Here is a 21,264-nt window from a genome sequence, read left to right as displayed (position 1 = left end):
AACAAGTCCGTTTTGGGTTCTGGTGGGGGTAAGAGGGACCGCTGCCGGGCCGCGTGGTTAGCATGGCCGCGAGAGTGTCCGCCGTCCCGACGGGAGCCACGTCGTGCCCCAGCCCCACCTTCGTACCGTCGTCGTGCTCGCCGCCGGTGAGGGCAAGCGGATGAAGTCGACACTGCCCAAGGTGTTGCACCCCCTGCTCGGCCGTACGCTGCTCGGCCACGTGCTGAGCGCGGCCGCGCCGCTGGCCGCCGACCGTACCGTCGTCGTGGTGGGCCACGGCGCCGACCAGGTCCGGGCCCACCTGACCGAGATCGCCCCCGAGGCCACGCCCGTGCTCCAGGCCGAGCAGCTCGGCACCGGGCATGCCGTGCGGATCGCGTTGGACGCCGTACCGGAGGGCGCCGGCACGGTCGTGGTGATCAACGGGGACGTGCCGTTGCTGCGCCCGGAGACGGTGGGCGCGTTGGTGACCGCGCACGAGGAGGCCGCCGCCGCGGCCACCGTGCTGGCCGCCGAGGTGCCCGACCCGACCGGGCTCGGGCGGATCGTCCGGGACGCCGACGGCCGGCTGGAGCAGATCGTCGAGGAGCGCGACGCCGACGCGACCCAGCGCGCGATCCGGGAGATCAACGCCGGGATCTACGCGTTCGACGCGGTGCGGCTGCGCGACGCGCTGGGCAAGCTCTCCACCGACAACGACCAGGGCGAGGAGTATCTGACCGACGTGTTCGGCCTGCTCCGGTCCGTCGGCGAGCCGGTCGCGGTGCACGTGGCCGTCGACCACGTCGAGACGCTGGGCTGCAACGACCGGGTGGAGTTGGCGTCGCTGCGGCGGCTGCTGCGCGACCGGGTCAACGAGGCGTGGATGCGCACCGGTGTGAGCCTGCTCGACCCGGCGACCACCTGGATCGACGTGACGGTGGCGCTGGACCGCGACGCGGTCATCGACCAGAACACCCAGCTGCGCGGGGCCACGGTGGTCGGCGCGGGCGCGCTGGTCGGGCCGGACGTGACGCTGATCGACACGATCGTCGGTCCGGCCGCGTCGGTGGTGCGCAGCCACGCGGTGGGCGCCGAGGTGGGCGCGGGCGCCAGCGTGGGCCCGTACGCGTACCTGCGGCCCGAGGCCCGGCTGGGCGAGAAGGCGAAGGTCGGCACGTTCGTCGAGGTGAAGAAGTCCGAGATCGGGCCCGGTTCGAAGGTGCCGCACCTGACGTACGTGGGTGACGCGACGATCGGCGAGCAGACCAACATCGGCGCCGCGTCGGTGTTCGTGAACTACGACGGGGTCAACAAGCACCGCACGGTGATCGGCAGCCACGCCCGGACCGGGGCGGACAACATGTTCGTCGCGCCGGTCGAGGTGGGTGACGGCGCGTACACGGCGGCCGGCTCGGTGATCGTGGACGACGTGCCGGCCGGCGCGATGGGTGTCGCCCGCGCGCGCCAGCGCAACATCGAGGGCTGGGTGGTGAAGCGGCGGGCCGGTACGGCGGCGGCCGAGGCCGCGCAGCGCGCCGGCGACGCGAAGGGTGCGTCGGAAACTGGCGGCACCGCAAGCGACAGTGAGGCAATGCACGGGCAGGCCGAGACGGTGGGCGGTGCGTCCGGCGCGGGAGATACTGCAACCGAATAGTCCCCGACCCACCACCACCGGGCCGGGTACCGCCGACAAACGGGAGCAGACGGGCCCATGGGCAGCATCGTCGCCGAAAACCGCAAGAGCCTGATGCTCTTCTCCGGACGGGGTTTCCCGGAACTGGCAAAGGAGATCGGCGAGGTGCTCGGTGTGGCACCGACGCCGGCCGACGCGTACGAGTTCGCCAACGGCGAGATTTTCGTACGGTTCAAGGACTCCGTGCGTGGTTCGGACGCCTTCGTGGTGCAGTCCGTGACGCACGGGGTGAACACCTGGGTCATGGAGACCCTGATCATGGTGGACGCGTTGAAGCGGGGGTCGGCGAAGCGGATCACCGTCGTGCTGCCGTTCTACCCGTACGCGCGCCAGGACAAGAAGCACCGGGGTCGGGAGCCGATCTCGGCCCGCCTGGTCGCGGATCTGCTCAAGACCGCCGGCGCGAACCGCATCCTCACCGTCGACCTGCACACCGCGCAGATCCAGGGCTTCTTCGACGGCCCGGTGGACCACCTCTTCGCGATGGACATCCTCGCCGAGTACGTGGAGCACAAGTACGCCGGCCGCCCGATGACCGTGGTGGCACCGGATTCGGGCCGGGTGCGGGTGGCCGAGCGGTGGACCGACCGGTTGGGTGGCTGCCCGCTGGCGTTCATCCACAAGACCCGTGACCCGATGAAGCCGAACCAGGTCGTGGCGAACCGGGTGGTCGGCGAGGTCGAGGGTCGGGTCTGCCTGATCGTCGACGACATGATCGACACCGGTGGCACCATCGCCAAGGCCGCGGACATCCTCAAGGAGTCGGGCGCGGCGGAGATCGTGGTCGCGTCCACCCACGCGCTCCTGTCGGACCCGGCGACCGAGCGGCTGAAGAACAGCTCGATCAGCGAGATCGTGGTGACCAACACGCTGCCGTTGCCGCCGGAGAAGCAGCTGGACAAGCTGACCGTGCTGTCGATCGCGCCGCTGCTGGCGCGGGCGATCCGGGAGGTCTTCGACGACGGTTCGGTGACCACCCTCTTCGGTGGCCTGAGCTGAAGATGGCCGAGTCGGCCGGCCGGATCTGACAAACTGGTCGAAACGGGCTGGCGCGCCGGCGGGAAACACCGCCGGCGGGCCGGCCTGGAGCCGTGATCGGGGACTGCCGGTAACCCGGGAAACAGCTCGGGTAGACTGGTGCGGTTGCCACGGCGAGGGTGCCCGGCGGGCCGCTGAAGAGCGCCGCACGGAGGCACCGTCATCGACGCGGTGCTCCGGGCAGTCGTTCATGACGCATGAGCCCCAGCGAGCCCCTCGCCCCAGCACCGCAAGACGACAAGCCGCCGCAGCGAAGCATCAGGAGTTTCCCCGTGTCCGAGGTAAAGATCAGCGCCGAGCCCCGCACCGAGTTCGGCAAGGGTGGTGCCCGTCGTACCCGCCGGGCCGGCAAGGTGCCCGCCGTGCTGTACGGCCACGGCGAGAAGCCCAAGCACATCGCGCTGCCGTCGCGGGAGTTCGCCGCCGCGATTCGCAAGGGTGGCGCCAACCAGCTCTTCGCGATCGACATCACCGACGGCACCCAGGTGCTGGCGCTGCCGAAGGCGATCCAGCGTGACCCGATCCGGGACACCTTCGAGCACGTGGACCTCATCCTGGTGCGCCGGGGCGAGAAGGTCACCGTCGAGGTGCCGGTCCAGCTGACCGGCGAGGCCGCGCGGGACACCCTGATCGTGCACGACCACGACACCCTCTCGGTGACCGCCGACGCCACCAAGGTGCCGGACCACCTCGAGGCGTCGATCGAGGGCCTGGAGGCGGGCTCCTCGGTGACCGCCGGCGATGTCGAGCTGCCCAGCGGTGTCGAGCTGGCCGTCGACCCGACGCTGCCGGTCGCCGCGGTGACCGCTGCGCCGACCGCCGAGCAGCTCGAGGCGACGCTGCCCGAGGTCGAGGAGGCCACCGAGGAGGCCGAGGCCGAGACCGGCGAGGTCACCGAGGGCTCCGAGGGTGCGGACGCCGCCCCGGCCGCCGAGGGCGCGGAGAACACCGAGGCGCGTACCGAAGCCTGATCGTTTCGTATCGTGCGGCAGGCGTCCCCGAGTTTCGGGGGCGCCTGCCGGCGTATCGGGAGTCGGTGAAGACGGCGGGAGGGGCGGGTCGTGACGGACGAGGCGGGGCCGTGGCTGGTGGTCGGCCTGGGCAATCCGGGCCGGGAGTACGCCGGTAACCGGCACAACGTCGGGTTCATGGTGGCGGATCTGCTGGCGGGGCGGTTGGGCGCGCGGTTCGGTCGGCACAAGCGGGCGGTGGCCGAGGTCGCGGAAGGGCGGCTGGGGTTCGGCGGTCCGAAGCTGGTGCTGGTGAAGCCACTGACGTACATGAACCTGTCCGGCGGGCCGGTCGCGGCGCTGTCGCAGTTCTACAAGGTGCCCCCGGCGCGGGTGATCGCGGTGCACGACGAGCTGGACATCGACTTCGGCCAGGTGCGGATCAAGTTCGGCGGCGGTGAGGGCGGGCACAACGGCCTGCGTTCGATGTCCAAGTCGTTGGGCACCAAGGACTACGTCCGGGTGCGGTTCGGCGTGGGTCGGCCGCCGGGGCGGCAGGATCCGGCGGATTACGTGCTGTCGGATTTCGGCGCGGCGGAGCGTAAGGAACTCGATTTCCTGGTGGACCGGGCCGCCGATGTGGTGGAGTCGGTGATCGTCAAGGGCGTGGAGCCGACCCAGAACCTGTATCACGGCGGTTGAGCCGGGCGGGGCGTACCGGATCGGAAATGGTTGGCCGGTAGTCTGCGCCTTTCGGCGTGCCGTGACCGGCGACGCGGGTCGCGGCCGATCGGTGCGTGCGGGCACGGGCCGCGGCGAGGCGACGGGAGCGGGCAGATGGGCAGTCCTCCGATGATCGACGGGGCGTTCGCCCGGTGGTTGGCCTCCCGGGCCGGTCAGGCGCTGCTCGACCTGCGTGCGGAGTTGGGCTTCGCAGACACGGGCGCGCTGAAGTCGGCCGGGGACAAGGTGTCGCACGACCTGATCCGCACGGAGTTGGCGCGGTGGCGCCCGGGCGACGCGGTGCTCTCCGAGGAGGACGAGGGCTCGCGGTTGGCCTGGGCGGCCGAGGTGAACACCGGCGCGGTGTCCCGGCTGACCGCGGACCGCGTGTGGATCATCGATCCGTTGGACGGCACCCGGGAGTTCGCCGAGGAGGGCCGCTCGGACTGGGCCGTGCACGTCGCGCTCTGGGCGCGGAGCGCGCCGAGCCCGCACGGGCTGGTCGCCGGGGCGGTGGGACTGCCGGCGCAGCACCGGGTGCTGGGCACCGACTACCCGCCCGCGTACCCGCCGATGACTGTGGAGGCGGCGACGGCCGGTGAGCGCAAGATCCGCCTGGCGGCGAGCCGGAGCCGACCGCCGGTGTTCCTCACCGACCTGGCCGAGGACGTCGGCGCGCACCTGGTGCCGATGGGTTCGGCCGGTGCGAAGATCGCGGCGGTGGTGACCGGCGAGGTGGACGCGTACATCCATGCGGGTGGGCAGTACGAGTGGGACTCGGCGGCCCCGGTGGCTGTGGCGACGGCCACCGGACTACACGCTTCCCGGATCGACGGTTCTGCGCTTCGATACAACGAGGCGGATCCGCGCCTGCCGGACCTGCTGGTCTGTCGCAAGGATCTCGCCAACCGGTTGCTTGCAGCGCTGCAGAGGCATTCCGGGTAGCCTGAGCGCACTTCTTGACATGTCCGACCGGAAAGGTCTGGAAATCGGATGAGCGAGCGAGTGTCATGACGTCCCCCGCGGCCTACCGGGTCTCCCACCTGGACGCCCTTGAGGCGGAGAGCATCTTCGTGATGCGCGAGGTTGTCGCCGAGATGGAACGCCCGGTGCTGCTCTTCTCCGGCGGCAAGGACTCGATCGTCATGCTGCGGTTGGCGCAGAAGGCGTTCGCTCCGGCCAACATCCCCTTTCCCGTCATGCACGTCGACACCGGGCACAACTTCCCCGAGGTGCTCGAATACCGCGACCAGCGGGTCGCCGAGCTGGGGTTGCACCTCGTGGTGGCGAGCGTGCCGGAGGCCCTGGCCAGCGGGCTGGTCCGCGAGTCCGGTGACGGGATGCGCAACCGGATCCAGACGCCGGTGCTGCTGGACGCGGTGGAGAAGCACCGCTTCGACGCGCTGTTCGGTGGCGCCCGCCGCGACGAGGAGAAGGCGCGGGCCAAGGAGCGGGTGTTCAGCTTCCGCGACGAGTTCGGCCAGTGGGATCCGAAGAACCAGCGCCCGGAGCTGTGGTCGCTCTACAACGGCCGGCACCACCCGGGCGAGTCGATCCGGGTCTTCCCGCTGTCCAACTGGACCGAGCTGGACGTGTGGCACTACATCGCCCGGGAGCGCATCCCGCTACCGTCGATCTACTACGCGCACGAGCGCGAGGTGATCGAGCGGGACGGAATGGTCTACGCGGTCAACGAGTTCTTCCGTCCCCGCGCGGGTGAGGAACGGTTCAAGGCGCAGGTGCGCTACCGCACCGTCGGCGACGCCTCCTGCACCGCGGCGGTCCGCTCGGACGCGGACACCGTGGAGAAGGTCATCGAGGAGGTGGCGGCCACGCGGATCACCGAGCGGGGCGCGACCCGTGGTGACGACCGGGTCAGCGAGGCCGCCATGGAGGACCGCAAGCGGGAGGGCTACTTCTGATGAGCACCGAAACCCTGGCTCCGCCGACCGAGACGCGGGCGATGGACCTGCTGCGGTTCGCCACCGCCGGCAGCGTGGACGACGGCAAGTCGACCCTGATCGGCCGGCTGCTCTACGACACCAAGTCGCTCTTCACCGACCAGTTGGCGGCGGTGGAGGCGGTCAGCGCGGCCCGTGGCGACGAGTACACCAACCTGGCGCTGCTCACCGACGGCCTGCGCGCCGAGCGGGAGCAGGGCATCACCATCGACGTGGCGTACCGGTACTTCGCCACGCCCCGACGCAAGTTCATCATCGCGGACACCCCCGGGCACATCCAGTACACCCGCAACATGGTCACCGGCGCCTCGACGGCCGACCTGGCGCTGATCCTGGTGGACGCGCGCAAGGGCCTGGTCGAGCAGTCCCGCCGGCACGCCTTCCTCTGCTCGCTGCTGCGGGTGCCGCACCTGGTTTTGTGTGTCAACAAGATGGACCTGGTCGACTGGTCGCAGGAGGTCTACGAGCGGATTGCCGACGAGTTCACCGCGTTCGCCGCGAAGCTCGACGTACCGGACCTGACCGTGGTGCCGATCTCGGCGCTGCGCGGCGACAACATCGTCACCCGGTCGGAGAACATGCCGTGGTACGAGGGTCCGTCGCTGCTGCACCACCTGGAGCGGGTGCACATCGCGAGCGACCGCAACCTGGTCGACGTCCGGTTCCCCGTGCAGTACGTGATCCGCCCCCAGTCCACGACCGTCACCGACTACCGGGGCTACGCCGGTCAGGTCGCCTCCGGTGTGCTGAAGCCGGGGGACGAAGTGATGGTGCTGCCGTCCGGCTTTACCAGCCGGATCGCCGCCGTGGAGACCGCCGACGGGCCGGTCGCGGAGGCGTTCCCGCCGATGTCGGTGACGGTACGGCTGGCCGACGAGATCGACATCTCCCGGGGCGACATGATCTGCCGGCCGAACAACGCGCCGGCGGTCGCCCAGGACATCGAGGCGATGGTCTGCTGGATGGACGAGACGAGCCCGCTGCGGGTCGGCGGCCGGTACGCGATCAAGCACACCACCCGGTCGGCACGGGCGATCGTGCGAGGGCTGCACTATCGGTTGGACATCAACTCGCTGCACCGCGACGAGTCGGCCGACGAACTGCGACTCAACGAGATCGGCCGGGTGCGGCTGCGCACGACGGTGCCGCTCCTCGCTGACGAGTACCGCCGCAACCGCACCACCGGCGGCTTCGTCATCATCGACGAGGCCACCAACCGCACAGTAGGTGCCGCCATGATCGTCGAAACCAGCTAACCCACCCACCCCCCGCCCGCCGCCTCGACCGGTGATCAAGAGGTGTGCGTCAGTCCGAGCCCGGATTTTGACGCAAACCTCTTGATCAACATGGTCGACCGGGGGTTCAGTGCAGGCGGGTTGCGCCGGGGGCGGGGAGGACCGGGAGCGTGGTGGGGGCGGTGAAACCGCGTTCGGCGTACGCGGCCGTGACGGCTGCCGCCACCGCCTCGACGCGATCGGTCTCCACCAGGGCGAGGACGCAGCCGCCGAACCCGCCGCCGGTCATCCGGGCACCCAGCGCGCCGGCCGACAGCGCCGCCTCGACTGCCGTGTCGATCTCCGGCACGGTGATCTCGAAGTCGTCGCGCATCGAGACGTGCGAGGCGGTGAGCAGCGGGCCGATGTCCCGGACCCGGCCGGCGCGCAGCAGCGCCACCGTGTCCAGCACACGCTGGTCCTCGGTGACCACGTGTCGGACGCGCCGCCGGGTCTCCTCGTCGTCGAGGCGGGCCAGTGCGCTGTCGAGCTGGTCGACGGCCACGTCGCGCAGCGCGGCGACGCCGAGCGCCTTGGCGGCAACCTCGCAGGACCGGCGGCGGGCGGCGTACTCCCCGTCGGCGTGCCGGTGCGGTGCGCGGCTGTCGATGACCAGCACGGCCAGCCCGGCGGCGTCCAGGTCGAATGGAATGTGCTCGACGGACTCGTCGCGGCAGTCGAGGAAGAGCGCGTGCCCGGCGCGGCAGCGGATCACCGCGGACTGGTCCATGATGCCGGTCGGCGCGCCCACGTAGACGTTCTCCGCCCGCTGCGCCAGCCGGGGCTGCCGCTCGGGGGACAGGTCCACCCCACCGAGGTCGAGCAGGGCGGCGAGCACGGACGACTCCAGCGCGGCCGACGAGGAGAGCCCGGAACCCAGCGGCACGTCGGAGGCGATCGCCAGCCGAGCGCCGGGCACCGCGTGGCCGGCGTCGCGCAGCGCCCAGACCACCCCGGCCACGTACGCGCCCCAGCCGGTCACCCGGCCGGGCTCGGCCACGTCGTCCGCGCCGAAGGTGATCGTCTCGTCGGAGAGCTCGGACCAGACCGTCCAGCGCTCGTCGTCCTGCCGGTCGGCGGCGACCACGGTACGCAGTGGCAGCGCGAAGGGCAGCACGAACCCGTCGTTGTAGTCGGTGTGCTCGCCGATCAGGTTGACCCGGCCGGGCGCGGCCCAGAGGCCGGCGGCCTGGCCGCCGTACTGGTCGGTGAAGCCGGCGGCGGCCCGCTCGACGACGTCGCCGGTGGGGCTGGTCATGACTTCTCCAGGACGTGCGTGCGGTAGAAGGCCCAGGCGTCGCCGACCATGTCGTGCAGAGTGGGCTTCTGCGGCACCCAGCCCAGCTCGTCACGGGCCAGCGCGGAGGAGGCGACCAGTTCGGCGGGGTCGCCCTCGCGGCGCGGCGCCACCTCGACCGGCAGCGGGTGGCCGGTGACCTCGCGGACCACGTCGGCCACCTGCCGGTTGGTGAAGCCGTTGCCGTTGCCGAGGTTGTAGATGCGGTGCTGGCCCCCGGTGGCGGCGTCCAGTGCCAACAGGTGGGCGCGGGCCAGGTCGGCGACATGGATGTAGTCGCGGACGCAGGTGCCGTCCGCCGTGGGGTAGTCGTCGCCGAAGAGCTGGAGCTTCTCCCGCCGGCCGGCGGCGACCTCCAGGGCGATCGGGATGAGGTGCGTCTCCGGGTCGTGCCGTTCGCCGAGCGCGACGTCGCCGGCGAGGTGCGCGCCGGCGACGTTGAAGTAGCGCAGCGAGACGGCGGCCAGCCCGTGCGCGATGGCCTCGGAGGTGAGCGCCATGTCGACGGCGAGCTTGGTGGCGCCGTACGTGTTGGTGGGCGCCTTGACCGCGGTCTCCGTGATCGGCAGCTCGGTGGGGTTGCCGTAGACGGCGGCGGTGGAGGAGAAGACCATCCGGGGCACCCCGGCGGCGCGGACGGCGTTGATCAGGGCGAGCGAGCCGACGGTGTTGGTCTGCCAGTACAGCTCGGGCTTCACCATCGACTCGCCGGCGGCGATGAGGGCGGCGAAGTGCAGCACCCCGTCGAAGCCGGCGTCGGGGGTGAGGATCTGGGCGGCGTCGTGAATGGACGCCTCGACGTGGGTCGCGTCCGGAGCGAGCGCCTCGCGGTGACCGGTGCGCAGGTCGTCCAGGACGACGACCTGGTGGCCCGCGTCGAGCAGCATCCGGGTCACCACGCTGCCGATGAACCCGGCGCCCCCGGTGACGAGCAGTTTCACGTCGTTGCCTCCTGCCTGGCCCGCCGGGACGTGGCCTTTGGTGATCACCCTACGGCGGCGGATAAGACCGGAGTCGAGCACGCCGCCAACCCATTCCATCATAATCTCTCACGTTTAAACAGAGCCGCACATCGCCGGTGACTCCGCGCGATCGCCGGTACGGCGGGCACCCGGTGTCTACCATCTCTGTCATGCGGGAAGCGGCCCGTTCCGGGCTCCGGCGACGCGTGCGGCGCAAGCCCCGCCGCGACCCCGGCCCGCTCGCCCGAGCCGTCGCCCGGATCCTGGTCCGCGCCGCCGACGGCGCCACCCGCCTCGTCACCGACCTGCTCGGGGCCGGCCCGGCGGCCGGGCGGGAACGCATCTCCGAGGCCGAGCTACGGGACCTGCTCGCGGTGAACACGGTGCTCGACCCGGACGAGCGGCGGATCATCGACGAGGTGCTGGTGGCCGGCGCGCGTCTCGTCCGCGAGGTGATGATGCCCCGCACCGAGGTGGTCTTCCTGCCGGCCCGGCTGACCATCGCCGAGGCCGCCCGGCTTGTGCGGGTCGAGACGCACACCCGTTACCCGGTGACCGATGGCACCCAGGACGACGTGATCGGGTTCGTGCACCTGCGGGACGTGCTGCTGCGTCCGGACGCCGACCCGTGCGTCACCGTCGGTGAGCTGACCCGTGAGGTCAAGCAGGTGCCCGGCAGCAAGCCGGTCCTGGCCGCGCTGACCGAGATGCGCCGGGAGGGTCACCACCTGGCGGTGGTGATCGACGAGTACGGCGGAACCGCCGGGATCGTCACCCTGGAGGATCTGATCGAGGAACTCGTCGGGGAGATCCACGACGAGTACGACACGACCCCCGACCCGCCGCACGCCGGCCTGCCGGCGGTGGTCGACGGCCGGCTCAACCTCGCCGACTTCGCCGAGCGGACCGGCGTGGCGCTGCCCGCCGGGCCGTACGAGACGGTCGGCGGGTACGTGATGGCCGTGCTGGGCCGGCTGCCGCTGCCCGGGGACGAGGTGCCCGTACCCGCCGAGCCGCCCGATGACGGCGGTCCCGATCCGGTGGAGCCGGCGGACGGTTGGCTGCTGCGGGTGCTGGCGCTGGACGGACGTCGGGTCGCCCGGCTCGCGGTGTCGGCGCTCCGCGTGCCGGAGCAGCGGCGCGCGGGCGTGCCACGCGAGGTCAGCGCCCCGACACCGGCCGGCCGGGGCCGACGCGCCGGCCCGTCATGACGGCCCCGCCTGCTTGCTGACAGAATTATCGCCATGCCCGACGTTTCCGAGCGACCCCGCGTCTTCTCCGGCATCCAGCCGACGGCCGACTCGTTCCACCTCGGCAACTACCTGGGAGCCGTGCGGCACTGGGTGGCCCTGCAGGACACCCACGACGCGTTCTACTGCGTGGTGGACCTGCACGCCATCACCGCGGGTCACGACCCGGCGCTGCTGCGCCAGCGGACCAGGGTGGCGGCCGCCCAGCTCTTCGCGGTCGGTCTCGACCCGGAGCGCAGCACCCTGTTCGTGCAGTCGCAGGTGCCTGAGCATCCGCAGCTGGCCTGGGTGCTCGGCTGCATCACCGGCTTCGGCGAGGCCAGCCGGATGACTCAGTTCAAGGACAAGTCGCAGAAGCAGGGCAACGAGCGGGCGAGCGTCGGGCTCTTCACGTACCCGGTCCTGCAGGCCGCCGACATCCTGCTCTACCAGGCCAACGCGGTGCCGGTCGGCGAGGACCAGCGTCAGCACCTGGAGCTCTCCCGCGACCTGGCCCAGCGGTTCAACTCGCTGTTCGGCGCGACGTTCACGGTGCCCGCACCGCACATCGTCAAGGACACCGCGAAGATCACCGACCTGCAGGACCCGACGGCGAAGATGTCCAAGTCGTCGTCCTCGCCGGCCGGCATCATCGACCTGCTGGACGATCCGGCCCGGTCGGCCAAGAAGATCCGCTCCGCGGTGACCGACACCGGTCGGGAGATCGTCTTCGACGCCGAGACCAAGCCGGGCGTGTCCAACCTGCTGACCATCTACTCGGCGCTCAGCGGGCGTGGCATCGACGACCTGGTGGCTGCGTTCGCCGGCCGCGGCTACGGAGACCTCAAGAAGGAGTTGGCCGAGGTCGTGGCGGAGTTCGTCCGCCCCATCCAGGAGCGTACGCGCACCTACCTCGACGACCCGGCGCAGCTGGACAAGCTGCTCGCCGCCGGTGCGGAGAAGGCCCGGTCGGTGGCCGGCGCGACCCTGCGGTCCGCGTACGAGCGGGTCGGCTTCTTCCCGCCGGTGCGCGGCGAATAGCGCTGCGGGACAGGTGGGCGGGTCGGTGGCCGACGTGGCGGCACGGAGCGTGGATCGCAGTGGCGGGGTGCCGCCGTCCGGCGACACCGTCCAGATCGGCATAGCGGTGGACATCCCGGAGCCGTGGGGGGCCCAGCTCACCCGGCGCCGGGTCGAGGCGGGCGATCCCCTCGCGGTGCCGGCACACGTGACGCTGCTCGGTCCGACCGAGATCCCGACCGCCATCCTGCCGGGCGTCGAGCGGCACCTTGCCGCCGTGGCGGCCGCGCATCTGCCGTTCACGCTGCACCTGCGGGGCACCGGCACGTTCCGGCCGGTGACGCAGGTGGTGTTCGTCGCGGTGGCCGCCGGGATCAGCGAATGCGAACTGCTGGCGGCCGCGATCGCGGCCGCGCCGGGCCTGCACCGCCAGACCCGCTTCCCGTACCATCCGCACGTCACCGTGGCGCAGGACGTCCCTGGCGAGGCGTTGGACAAGGTGTACGAGGATCTGGCCGACTTCTCCGCGATGTTCGAGGTCGACGGGTTCACCCTCTTCTCGCACAGCGGGCAGGCCCGGTGGCAACCCCGCCGGGACTTCCGCCTCGGCGACTGACGGTCGGCGACCCGCCGGGCGGCGAGCACTCTTGCGCCGGTTGCGACGGCGGCGGTGAAAGATCGGCGAGGATGATCGCGTGAACGTGATCGGCCGTATCGAGGCGGGCATCGACCGCTGGGTGGGTGCCGCGCGCAGCCGGTCGAGCCTGTTCGACCACGTGTGGCGTGCCGGGGCGCTCTACGCCGAGGTGTTGGCCGGGCGGCTCGCCGCGGCGATCGCCTACTACGGCTTCTTCGCCGTCTTCGCGCTGGCTCTGGTCGCGTACTCCATCTTCGGCGCGATCCTGGAGGACAACGACGAGGTCTCCACGGCGGCGGCCGGGTTCCTGAAGGAGAACCTGCCGTTCCTGGACGCGCAGCAGATCGCCAACTCCAGCGGCACGGTCGGCGTGGTCGGCCTGGTCATCCTGGTCTTCACCGGCATCGGCTGGGTGGAGGCGATCCGCTCCTCCCAGCGCCTCATGTACGCGCTCAACCAGCAACCCGGCAACCTCGTGGTGCGGCGGCTGGTCGACCTGGGGGTGATGATCGGCGTCTTCGTGCTGCTCGGCCTCTCGGTGGCGGCGGTGGACGCGTTGGAGTCACTGCTGCGCTTCCTGCTGCGCAGCACCGGATCGGTCGGGCTGACCACGGTCAGCGCGGTGCTCAGCGTGCTGGTCAACGCGGTGCTCGCCACCGCGCTGCTGCTCGCGGTGCCCCGGCTGCGGATGAGCCGGTCCCGGCTGCGCCCGGTGGTGCTGCTGGTGGCGATCGGCATCACGCTGCTCAACACCGTCGGGCGGTACTACGTGGTTCGCACCGAGCGCAACCCGGCGTACACGGTGGTGGCCGGCGCGGTCGGCCTGCTGCTCTACCTCTACCTGCTCAACCAACTGGTGCTGTTCGGGGCGGCGTTGCTCGCGACCAGTACGAGCGGGCGGGTGGTGGATCTGGCGGAGGGCGCCCCTCCGGTGGATCTCGACGAGGACACCGATCCCGGTGTGCCGGGCGGTGCGGGCTGATGGCGGAGGTGCCTGACGTGCTGATCACGGTCGATCCCGACTCGCCGGTGCCCCCGTACGAGCAGGTGCGGGTGCAGCTCGCCGAGCTGATCGGCGACGGCCGGTTGCCGGTGGGCAGCCGACTGCCCACCGTCCGACAGCTCGCCGCCGACCTGCGGCTGGCCGCGAACACGGTGGCGCGGGCGTACCGGGAACTGGAGGGGGCGGGGCTGCTGGAGACCCGGGGGCGCAACGGCACCTTCGTCTCGCCCGGCCGCGACGACGCCGTCGACCGGCTGCACCGCGCCGCCGTCGAGTACGCCGCCGAGGCCCGGCGGCTGGGCGTAGCCCCGGACCGTGCTGTCGCTCTCGTCCGCGCCGCCGTCGACGCCACCCGGCACGACTGAGCCGAGAACGGGAAGCGCCCCCCGCCACCGCACTGCGCGGTGACAGGGGGCGCTTCGGAAGGCCAGCGCTCGGATTGCCGCTAGTAGTCTTCGTCGCAGTCGTGTCCGCCGCGGTTGCCGATCGGGACGAACGCCATGGCGTCCCAGGCGATGTCGACGCTGCCGTTGTCGTTCGAGTTGCCCATGTTGTTCAGCAGCACCTGCGATCCGCGGCCCATGTTGTACGCGCCCAGGTAGACCCACTTGTCGTGGCCGTTGAGCCCGGCCTGGCCGGTGCTCTGGTCCAGCACGCAGGTGTACTCGCTGCCGTCGTTGCCGCCGCGGATGACGTACTCCGCGTCGTCGTACTCGCCGCCGTGGCTCGGCAGGTGCACGACGACATCGAAATTCATCCGCTCCCCGGGGTTGAGGTCCAGGTTGGGGGTCCAGGCGCCAACCAGGTGGTGCTTGGGGTTGGGGCTTCCGTTCACCGTCGGGTAGACGTGGCTGAACCACATGTGCCCCTGGTAGCCGGCGCCCACCTGGTGCAGGTCGATGTCGGCGTAGAGCGCGTTCGTGCTCCCGGTGGGATAACCGGCCCGCAGGGTGAACTTGCCGTCGTTCGGATCGCTGGCGCAGCCCAGTGCGTACTGCGAGGAGTCGATCGTGGTGTAGACGATGCTGGACTTGCGGGTCGCGTCCTTGTCCGGGTCGGAGTTGCCGGTGAAGACCGAGCAGTCCCGGTCGTAGATCCGTTGCACCCCCGGCTCGGCGGAGGACGAACCGTAGGTCAGCTTCTCCTTGGCGCACTCACCACCGGGGCAGTTGGCGAAGGTCGCGTTGCCGTGCCACCAGCAGAGTTCGCTGTCGGCCGGGCACGGCCACCAGATGTCCGGGGTGCAGCTGTTGATGTTCGGATCGCAGAACGTGTAGACGCCCGGCAGGGACAGCACCTTGGTGAAGCGACTCGGGTAGTCCGGGGAGTTGGCGCCGTACGTCGGCTGGGAGTACGCCTCCGTCGCGATGGGGAAGCCCTTCAACTGAGGCGTCTCCACCCACCCCATGATCCGCTCCGGGTACGACCACTCGTTCGGCGTCTCCGCGTCGGCGTAGGTGTCCCGCAGGAAACCCGATCGGGCCGGGTTGTAGGACGGGTTGGCCGGATTGTTCAGCCAGCCGATGCCCCACCGGCCGTTGTTCTGCCCGGCCTCGCTGCTCGGGTGGTAGCCGCTGTTGTACGCCCAGACCGCCAGGAACCAGTTCTCGATCCAGGCCGGGTCGTTGTTGTTGAGGGTGCTCCGACCGAGTGGTTCGTTGTAGATCTGGTTCCACTTGTCGATCAGGATGTTGAGCCCGGCGGAGATGTTGGCCGCGTAGTCGATCGAGATTGCGATCTGCTGATTGCGGCTGTAGACCGTGTCGCCGACGCTCATCCCGGTGGTCACCTGACCGACGCCGTAGCCACAGTCGGACTTCGAGTAGTCGATGACGTCGACGCTGCCCCCGGCGTTGCCGTAGTAGTCGGCGATCAGCGGGTTACCGAGGTCGCCGGGGACGGCGTGCCAGGACGCCTGCGAAAGGTTCGTCTCCTGCGCCAGGATTCCCAACATGAGCTGCGCCGGCACGTCACCGCCACCGGCCACATCCAGTTTCTTGAAGAGCCCCTGCGGGCTGTACGCGGGCAGACCGGACTTCAGGTAGTTGGCCGGCCGGGACGTGGTGAGGGTGCCGTGCACCGCCCGGTCCACCGCCCACTCGACCATGTTGGCGCTCGGCTGCTGCGCCTGCACCTTCGGGTCGTTGCGCCGTACCGCGCACTTCGGGTTCGAGATTTTCGGGTCGACCGCCAGCGTGCCGACAGTCGGCGCGGCAGCCGCGCTGGTCGGCAGCGCGTCCAGCCGGGGTGCCGTCCGCGCCGTCTCGAACGTGACGGTGGAGCGGCGGGCGCTGGCGGTCGCCTGCACCGACACCCGGACCTGACCGGCGTCGGCCCGGTCGGCGCGCGACAACGGCTCGCGGACCGCCTTCTCGCCCTGAGCGGTGACGACCTCCTCGGCCAACAGATGGCCCTGCGCGGAGACGGCCCGGACCGATCTGGCTGACTGGATCGTCGCCAGCTCCGGCCAGTTCCCCTTGAGGGCCGGTGCGGTGCCGACGAGCGCGTTCCGGCCTCCGGCCTGACCCATCAGTTGCAGGTGGCCCTTCTGGCCGACGACGACGGTTTGGAGCCGACCGGCCCGGTACCGCTGCGCCACGGCCTGCTCACCCTTGATGGCCACCAGGTCGACGCCGTTGTGCGCGGTGCCGCGCAAGGTGGACACCGGTCCGGCCGGCCGGGCGACTTCGGTGAGCCCACCGCTGGGGCCGACCTTCACCAGCCGTCCCCGGGCGATGCCGTAGTCGCCGTCCGCAGTAGCGGTCGGGGTCGTGAGCTGGGCCGCGATCCGGCGGGTCTGGGTGACCCGTTGCGTGGCCGCGTCGACGGTGAGCAGTTCCGTCGCCTGCATGTCCTCGCCGATGGCCCGGGTGAGCAGCGCCCGGTCGTCCGGTCCACAGGCGGGGTTGAAGTACGCCAGTTGCAGGCCCGTCGCCACCCTCGTCGCCTTGCCGCTGGCGATGTCGACCACCGCGGCGATTCCTCCACCGCGCACCAGAGCGGGCTTGTTGGCCGCCATCTTCGGCGCGAACACGACCACCGCGTACCGGCCGGAGCCGGTCACGCAGGTCTCGCCCATCCAGGGGCCCATGTCGAGCGACGAGGCGGACAGGGTGGCGAGCGTCGACCAGGCGAACGCGTCCCGCTCCCGTGCCACGTACAGGTGGAAGCCGTTGCTGTCACCCGCTCCGGTGACCAGGACGTCAGAGGAGTCGGACCAGTCCTTGCCCAGTGCCGCGTCGGGCTCCCGCACCGCTGACGGGGCTGTCGGGGAGACGCCCGCCGGTCGAGGTTTCGCCGTCGCCGGTATCGCGTCGACGGTGCCGGTGAGTGTGATGAGCGCGGCTATCGCCGCGCATGCTTTTAGGCTCGTTCTTTTCAATTTTCCCCCGTTCACAATCGACACCGATGGGTGCCGCAATTTGTCGTGCCAGTGTTCCGGTCAGCGCCAGGTGCTGCAGGTGTCATTGCCGTCGGGATTACCGGTGGCTGACGAGGCGCAGAATGCCACGGAATGCTCCCAGCTGACCATCGTGGTGATGTAATTGCCGGAACCGTTCACGCGCACCGACGTCGCGGTCTGATTCATGCCCCCATATGTGGGCTGAAAGTCCAGCCGCACGGTGGAGCCGTCTCCGAAGTACGCGGTGTTGTACTCACCCCACATGGCTGCGCAGGCCGGCGAGTACCAGAGGTCACCGTGCGCCACGTTGCCGTTCGGATCATTGCCGTCCACGCGGCTGAAGGTGGAGATGGCGTACGCTCCGCTCAGGCAACCGTTGGCGGACGCCATCTTTCCGTTGCATCCCGTGCGGGTGCAGGCCGGCGCCGCTGAGGCCGATATCGCCGGCGACAGGGTTCCGACGATGCTCGCGCAGGTCAGCGCGATCAGCGCAGCTGTTCGCAGTTTCCTCACATGTGCCTCCCCGTGGTTGTTGCGTTTGTTGCCGCAGGCTACAGGCTTACAGAGGCAGCGATGAATACGCAATATTGACCGGCGTTGCATCTCTGAGTACCCTGCGAGACGGCCAGCGGTGGGCGGCGACGCCACAGCCGTTCAGCTGTGACACGGGGGAGCACGACGTGAGCGTTACCGAACGGGAAGCTGGATCTCCTCCGACGGGTCGTGGAACGACATCGAGACGCTGGCTCCTGCTGGTGGTGCCTGCGGTGGCGCTGATCTTGGCGGCGCTCGTGGGTGTCGTGGTGTCGCGCGACCAGGATGGGAGAGCGCCTTCCGTCGCCTCGCAGGGCACCAGAGGCAACCCCGGGGAGGACGTGAACAGCTCACCCGCCGTCACTCCTTCCGGACCGATGGCGGCGTTCCCCGGCATGACACCGAGCAAGGTCACGGACGCTTGGGCCGAGCGGTGGCGCGTCCCGGTCACGGCGGACGGCGCGCTGCACATCATCCAGGTGACCCTGCCCGGTAAGCAGGGCCAGCTGTCGGCCGCGGTCGGTCAGCCCTCGAAGGACCGCAAGAACGAGGTGGCACAGGTCCTCTGCATGGTCAAGCTGGGTGGTGCCGTGCAGCGGCAGTTGTTGCAGTCGCTGGTCGAGGGCTGCATCGGTCCGGTGCTCAAGGCGGAGGAACGCAAGGCGGTGCTCAACTGGCTGGTCGGCGTGGACTTCTCCGCTCCGACCTATCAGCTCCGGCGGACCTCTGAGTACGAACTGAACGCCAACCACAATTCCGACGAGAACTTCGCGCTCACCCTGTACGCGCGTTGATTCGGGGCGGTGCGCCGCCGGGCCGCTGAACGGCCGCCGATCGGGCGCCGGACGGGCGGTAACTGAACAGAACGGCACCGATGCTCGCGTTCGCGGACCATGATGAGCCCGTGGGCGCACTCATGACACTGGACCTGCCGGCCGACTCGCCGATGCTCGGCCTGCCGTGGATCATCACCTTCGGGCCGCTGGGCGACCTCGACGAGTGGGAGCCGGTGGTCTGCGGGCCGTACGAACGGCCGCACGCGTTGGCGTTGGCCGAGGCGGTGGTGGCCGATGAGCAGTTGATGGCCGTGGTCGAGCCGCTGCTGCCGGCGCTGTCGGCCGACGAGATCCGCAGCGAGATCGCCGCCGCGCAGGTGGCCGCCGAGGACGAGGCCCGGCAGGTCGAGGGGGCGGACCTGTACGGAGACTTCGAGGACGTGATCGACGAGGAGTTGGACGCGGCGGCCGACGAGGCGGGCCACGGTGAGCCCGCCGAGCCGCCGGACGAGGCCGAGGTGCGCGCCGGCTTCACCCGGATCGCGGCGCTGCTCACCGCGAAGTGACGCGACCGCTCAGCGGGTCGGCGGCCCGTCCAGCACGCAGAACTCGTTGCCCTCGGGGTCGGCGAGCACGGTGAACCGCTCGTTCCCGGTCTGGCCGACGTCGACGTGCCGCGCGCCGAGGCCCACCAGCCGACGTACCTCCGCCTGCGGGTCGGTGTCCGCGACCAGGTCGAGGTGGACGCGGTTCTTGCCCTGCTTGGTGGTGCCGGAGCCCTGCAACCAGATGGTGGGCGCGGCGGTGGACGGCTGCTCCGGCGGCCAGAGCTTGGCGCTGCCGTCGTCGCCCTGCTCGACCTCGTAGCCGAGCGCCGCCGACCAGAACGCGACCATCACGTCCAGGTCCTCGACATCGATCGTGTACTGCGCCATCCGTACCACCATTGGGGGTCACCTCCGTCACGACGGTGTCCCCGGCGGCGGCGAGGCACACCACCTGCCGCACACGGACACCGGCGCCGCGCGGAGCAAACTCCGCGTGACGCCGGTGCACCTCACCCCCCACCACAAGGGGCCGGTAGCCCAGTCGCCCGTTGGCGCGGGGCACGACGGACGACCAGGTCGAGTTGGGCTTACCCGTTCAGCGCCGTTCCAACCAGGCGGCCGCGTCGACGGGCAGCAGGTGGTCGGTGAGCGGCGCGCTCGCGACGATGGGATCGCCGTACCCGTCGAGTGCCACGGGCGCTCCGCTGAGGTTGACGACGCAGGTCAGCGTGGTGGTGCCTGCGGTGCGGGAGAAGGCCAGCACGCCCGGTTCGGCCTGCAACCAGGTGACCTCGCCGGCGTCGACGGCCAGCGCCGGGTGTTCGTGCCGAATGCGCAGGGCGGCCCGGTACAGCTCCAGCGTCGAGCCGGGCGTACCGGCCTGCGCGGCGACCGACAGGGCGTCCCAGGTCGCCGGGGCGGGCAGCCAGCTCAGTTCGCTGCCGGCCGGGCCGAAGCCGTACGGCGCCAGCTCACCGCTCCACGGAATGGGCACCCGGCAGCCGTCGCGGCTCTCGCCGGTCCGCAGGAACGCCGGGTCCTGGCGCAGCTCGTCGGGGAGGTCGAGAACCTCGGGCAGGCCCAACTCCTCGCCCTGGTAGAGGTAGGCGCTGCCGGGGAGGGCGAGCATCAGCAGGCTGGCGGCGCGGGCCCGGCGCAGCCCCTCGGCGCCGTCGCCGTAGCGGGTGACGTGCCGCTGCTTGTCGTGGTTGGACAGCACCCAGGTGGTCGGTGCGCCAACCACTGTCGCCTCGGCGAGGGCGGTGTCGATCACCTTGCGGAACGAGTCGGCCGACCAGGTGGCGTCGAGGAAGTCGAAGCTGAACGCCTGGTGCAGCTCGTCCGGACCGATGTAGCGGGCCAGCCGCTGCGGCGTCTCGGCCCACGCCTCGGCGACCGCCATCCGACCGCCGGGGTAGCTGTCCAGGATGGGTCGCCACGCGCGGTAGATCTCGTGCACCTCGTCCTGGTCGAAGTAGGGCAGGCGGGCCTTGCCGAGCAGGTCGACCTGGCGCTGGCCGGTCGTCGCCGTGCTGAAGCCGACGTCCGGCAGCCCTTCGGCCTTGATCATGCCGTGGGCCACGTCGACGCGGAAGCCGTCCACGCCCCGGTCCAGCCAGAACCGCAGGACGTCCTCGAACTCGGCGCGGACCTCGGGGTGCCGCCAGTTCAGGTCCGGCTGGGCCGGGTCGAACAGGTGCAGGTACCACTGGCCGTCGGCGATCCGGGTCCAGGCCGGGCCGCCGAAGATGCTCTCCCAGTCGTTGGGGGGCAGGTCGCCGTGCTCGCCCCGGCCGTCGGCGAAGAGGTAGCGGGCCCGCTCGGGCGAGCCGGGGCCGGCGGCGAGGGCGTCGACGAACCAGCGGTGCGCGCTGGAGGTGTGGTTGGGCACCAGGTCGACGATGATCCGCAGGCCGAGGGCGTGCGCGTCGCTGATCATCGCGTCGAAGTCGCCGAGGGTGCCGAACATCGGGTCGACGTCGCGGTAGTCGGCGACGTCGTACCCGCCGTCGATCATCGGGGAGGTATAGAAGGGGGTCAGCCAGAGCGCGTCCACCCCGAGTTCGCGCAGGTACGGCAGCCGCTCCCGGATGCCCGCGAGGTCGCCGACGCCGTCGCCGTTGCTGTCGGCGAAGCTGCGCACGTAGACCTGGTAGACGACCGCGGAGCGCCACCAGTCGTCGTCGGTGCGGGGCGGGGTGATGGTGCTGACGGTCATTGGTGATGTTTCCCCG

General features: G+C 70.7%; 20 protein-coding genes. 14 read left to right on the top strand and 6 right to left on the bottom strand.

Going from position 1 to position 21,264, the window contains the following annotated elements:
• Positions 1-103 precede the first annotated feature (103 nt).
• The 7 genes from glmU (at position 104) to ACGGAQ_RS02625 (ending at position 7,603) form a co-directional block, all read left to right on the top strand.
• Complete coding sequence (glmU, locus tag ACGGAQ_RS02655) at positions 104-1,636, top strand: bifunctional UDP-N-acetylglucosamine diphosphorylase/glucosamine-1-phosphate N-acetyltransferase GlmU (RefSeq protein ID WP_393043942.1); 1,533 nt, start codon at positions 104-106, stop codon at positions 1,634-1,636.
• 57 nt (positions 1,637-1,693) lie between these two features.
• Positions 1,694-2,674: a ribose-phosphate diphosphokinase gene (locus tag ACGGAQ_RS02650; RefSeq protein ID WP_030329105.1), complete on the top strand. Its 981-nt coding sequence runs from the start codon at positions 1,694-1,696 to the stop codon at positions 2,672-2,674.
• A 311-nt stretch (positions 2,675-2,985) separates the two neighbouring features.
• Positions 2,986-3,684, top strand: a complete 699-nt coding sequence (locus ACGGAQ_RS02645; RefSeq protein WP_393043939.1) for a 50S ribosomal protein L25/general stress protein Ctc — start codon at positions 2,986-2,988, stop codon at positions 3,682-3,684.
• A 90-nt stretch (positions 3,685-3,774) separates the two neighbouring features.
• Positions 3,775-4,365, top strand: a complete 591-nt coding sequence (gene pth / locus ACGGAQ_RS02640; protein WP_393043937.1) for an aminoacyl-tRNA hydrolase — start codon at positions 3,775-3,777, stop codon at positions 4,363-4,365.
• A gap of 135 nt (positions 4,366-4,500) precedes the next feature.
• Positions 4,501-5,331 carry an inositol monophosphatase family protein gene (locus tag ACGGAQ_RS02635; protein ID WP_354860513.1) on the top strand — a complete coding sequence of 277 codons (831 nt, stop codon included), beginning with the start codon at positions 4,501-4,503 and terminating at the stop codon, positions 5,329-5,331.
• A 65-nt stretch (positions 5,332-5,396) separates the two neighbouring features.
• Positions 5,397-6,308, top strand: a complete 912-nt coding sequence (gene cysD, locus ACGGAQ_RS02630; RefSeq protein WP_393043935.1) for a sulfate adenylyltransferase subunit CysD — start codon at positions 5,397-5,399, stop codon at positions 6,306-6,308.
• A complete protein-coding gene (locus ACGGAQ_RS02625) occupies positions 6,308-7,603 on the top strand; it encodes a sulfate adenylyltransferase subunit 1 (RefSeq protein WP_393043933.1) in 1,296 nt (431 codons plus the stop codon). Before cysD ends, ACGGAQ_RS02625 begins: the two co-directional genes overlap by 1 nt.
• Before the next feature lie 106 nt (positions 7,604-7,709).
• Here the strand turns inward: ACGGAQ_RS02625 and galK are convergent, their stop codons facing one another.
• The gene (gene galK, locus ACGGAQ_RS02620) at positions 7,710-8,879 is read right to left on the bottom strand and encodes a galactokinase (protein WP_393043931.1); all 1,170 of its coding nucleotides are present in this window, start codon (positions 8,877-8,879) and stop codon (positions 7,710-7,712) included.
• Positions 8,876-9,859 carry a UDP-glucose 4-epimerase GalE gene (gene galE, locus ACGGAQ_RS02615; RefSeq protein ID WP_393043929.1) on the bottom strand — a complete coding sequence of 328 codons (984 nt, stop codon included), beginning with the start codon at positions 9,857-9,859 and terminating at the stop codon, positions 8,876-8,878. The genes galK and galE overlap by 4 nt, the downstream gene beginning before the upstream one ends.
• Positions 9,860-10,050: 191 nt before the next feature.
• Here galE and ACGGAQ_RS02610 point away from each other — a divergent pair, with 191 nt between their 5' ends.
• From ACGGAQ_RS02610 to ACGGAQ_RS02590, 5 genes are all read left to right on the top strand, one after another.
• Positions 10,051-11,091, top strand: a complete 1,041-nt coding sequence (locus tag ACGGAQ_RS02610) for a hemolysin family protein (RefSeq protein ID WP_393043927.1) — start codon at positions 10,051-10,053, stop codon at positions 11,089-11,091.
• 33 nt (positions 11,092-11,124) lie between these two features.
• Positions 11,125-12,150, top strand: coding sequence for a tryptophan--tRNA ligase (gene trpS / locus ACGGAQ_RS02605; protein WP_266248757.1), 1,026 nt, complete (start codon positions 11,125-11,127; stop codon positions 12,148-12,150).
• A 25-nt stretch (positions 12,151-12,175) separates the two neighbouring features.
• Positions 12,176-12,745 (top strand): 2'-5' RNA ligase family protein, encoded by a 570-nt coding sequence (locus ACGGAQ_RS02600; RefSeq protein WP_393043925.1) that lies wholly within the window; start codon positions 12,176-12,178, stop codon positions 12,743-12,745.
• 79 nt (positions 12,746-12,824) lie between these two features.
• Positions 12,825-13,748: a YhjD/YihY/BrkB family envelope integrity protein gene (locus ACGGAQ_RS02595; RefSeq protein ID WP_393043923.1), complete on the top strand. Its 924-nt coding sequence runs from the start codon at positions 12,825-12,827 to the stop codon at positions 13,746-13,748.
• The gene (locus ACGGAQ_RS02590; RefSeq protein ID WP_393043921.1) at positions 13,748-14,134 is read left to right on the top strand and encodes a GntR family transcriptional regulator; all 387 of its coding nucleotides are present in this window, start codon (positions 13,748-13,750) and stop codon (positions 14,132-14,134) included. Before ACGGAQ_RS02595 ends, ACGGAQ_RS02590 begins: the two co-directional genes overlap by 1 nt.
• An 80-nt stretch (positions 14,135-14,214) precedes the next feature.
• Here ACGGAQ_RS02590 and ACGGAQ_RS02585 read toward each other — a convergent pair whose 3' ends face one another.
• Positions 14,215-17,022 carry a hypothetical protein gene (locus ACGGAQ_RS02585; protein WP_393043919.1) on the bottom strand — a complete coding sequence of 936 codons (2,808 nt, stop codon included), beginning with the start codon at positions 17,020-17,022 and terminating at the stop codon, positions 14,215-14,217.
• A 189-nt stretch (positions 17,023-17,211) separates the two neighbouring features.
• Positions 17,212-17,685, bottom strand: a complete 474-nt coding sequence (locus ACGGAQ_RS02580) for a hypothetical protein (RefSeq protein ID WP_393043918.1) — start codon at positions 17,683-17,685, stop codon at positions 17,212-17,214.
• Positions 17,686-17,939: 254 nt separating this feature from the next.
• Here ACGGAQ_RS02580 and ACGGAQ_RS02575 point away from each other — a divergent pair, with 254 nt between their 5' ends.
• Positions 17,940-18,500: a hypothetical protein gene (locus ACGGAQ_RS02575; RefSeq protein WP_393043916.1), complete on the top strand. Its 561-nt coding sequence runs from the start codon at positions 17,940-17,942 to the stop codon at positions 18,498-18,500.
• Between the two features lie 110 nt (positions 18,501-18,610).
• The gene (locus tag ACGGAQ_RS02570) at positions 18,611-19,048 is read left to right on the top strand and encodes a hypothetical protein (protein WP_354860498.1); all 438 of its coding nucleotides are present in this window, start codon (positions 18,611-18,613) and stop codon (positions 19,046-19,048) included.
• Positions 19,049-19,057: 9 nt separating this feature from the next.
• On the opposite strand, the gene ACGGAQ_RS02565 is transcribed toward ACGGAQ_RS02570, so the two are convergent.
• Together ACGGAQ_RS02565 and ACGGAQ_RS02560 are read right to left on the bottom strand one after the other, a co-directional pair.
• Positions 19,058-19,417 carry a VOC family protein gene (locus tag ACGGAQ_RS02565; protein ID WP_393043914.1) on the bottom strand — a complete coding sequence of 120 codons (360 nt, stop codon included), beginning with the start codon at positions 19,415-19,417 and terminating at the stop codon, positions 19,058-19,060.
• 208 nt (positions 19,418-19,625) lie between these two features.
• Entirely contained in the window at positions 19,626-21,248 is a 1,623-nt protein-coding gene (locus ACGGAQ_RS02560; protein ID WP_393043912.1) for a glycoside hydrolase family 13 protein, read from the bottom strand.
• Positions 21,249-21,264 lie beyond the last annotated feature (16 nt).

The sequence above is a fragment of the Micromonospora sp. NPDC047557 genome, assembly GCF_043205095.1.
GTDB lineage: Bacteria > Actinomycetota > Actinomycetes > Mycobacteriales > Micromonosporaceae > Micromonospora.
Note: the sequence above shows the minus strand (reverse complement) of the source record. Positions and strands in the feature narration are given on the sequence as shown.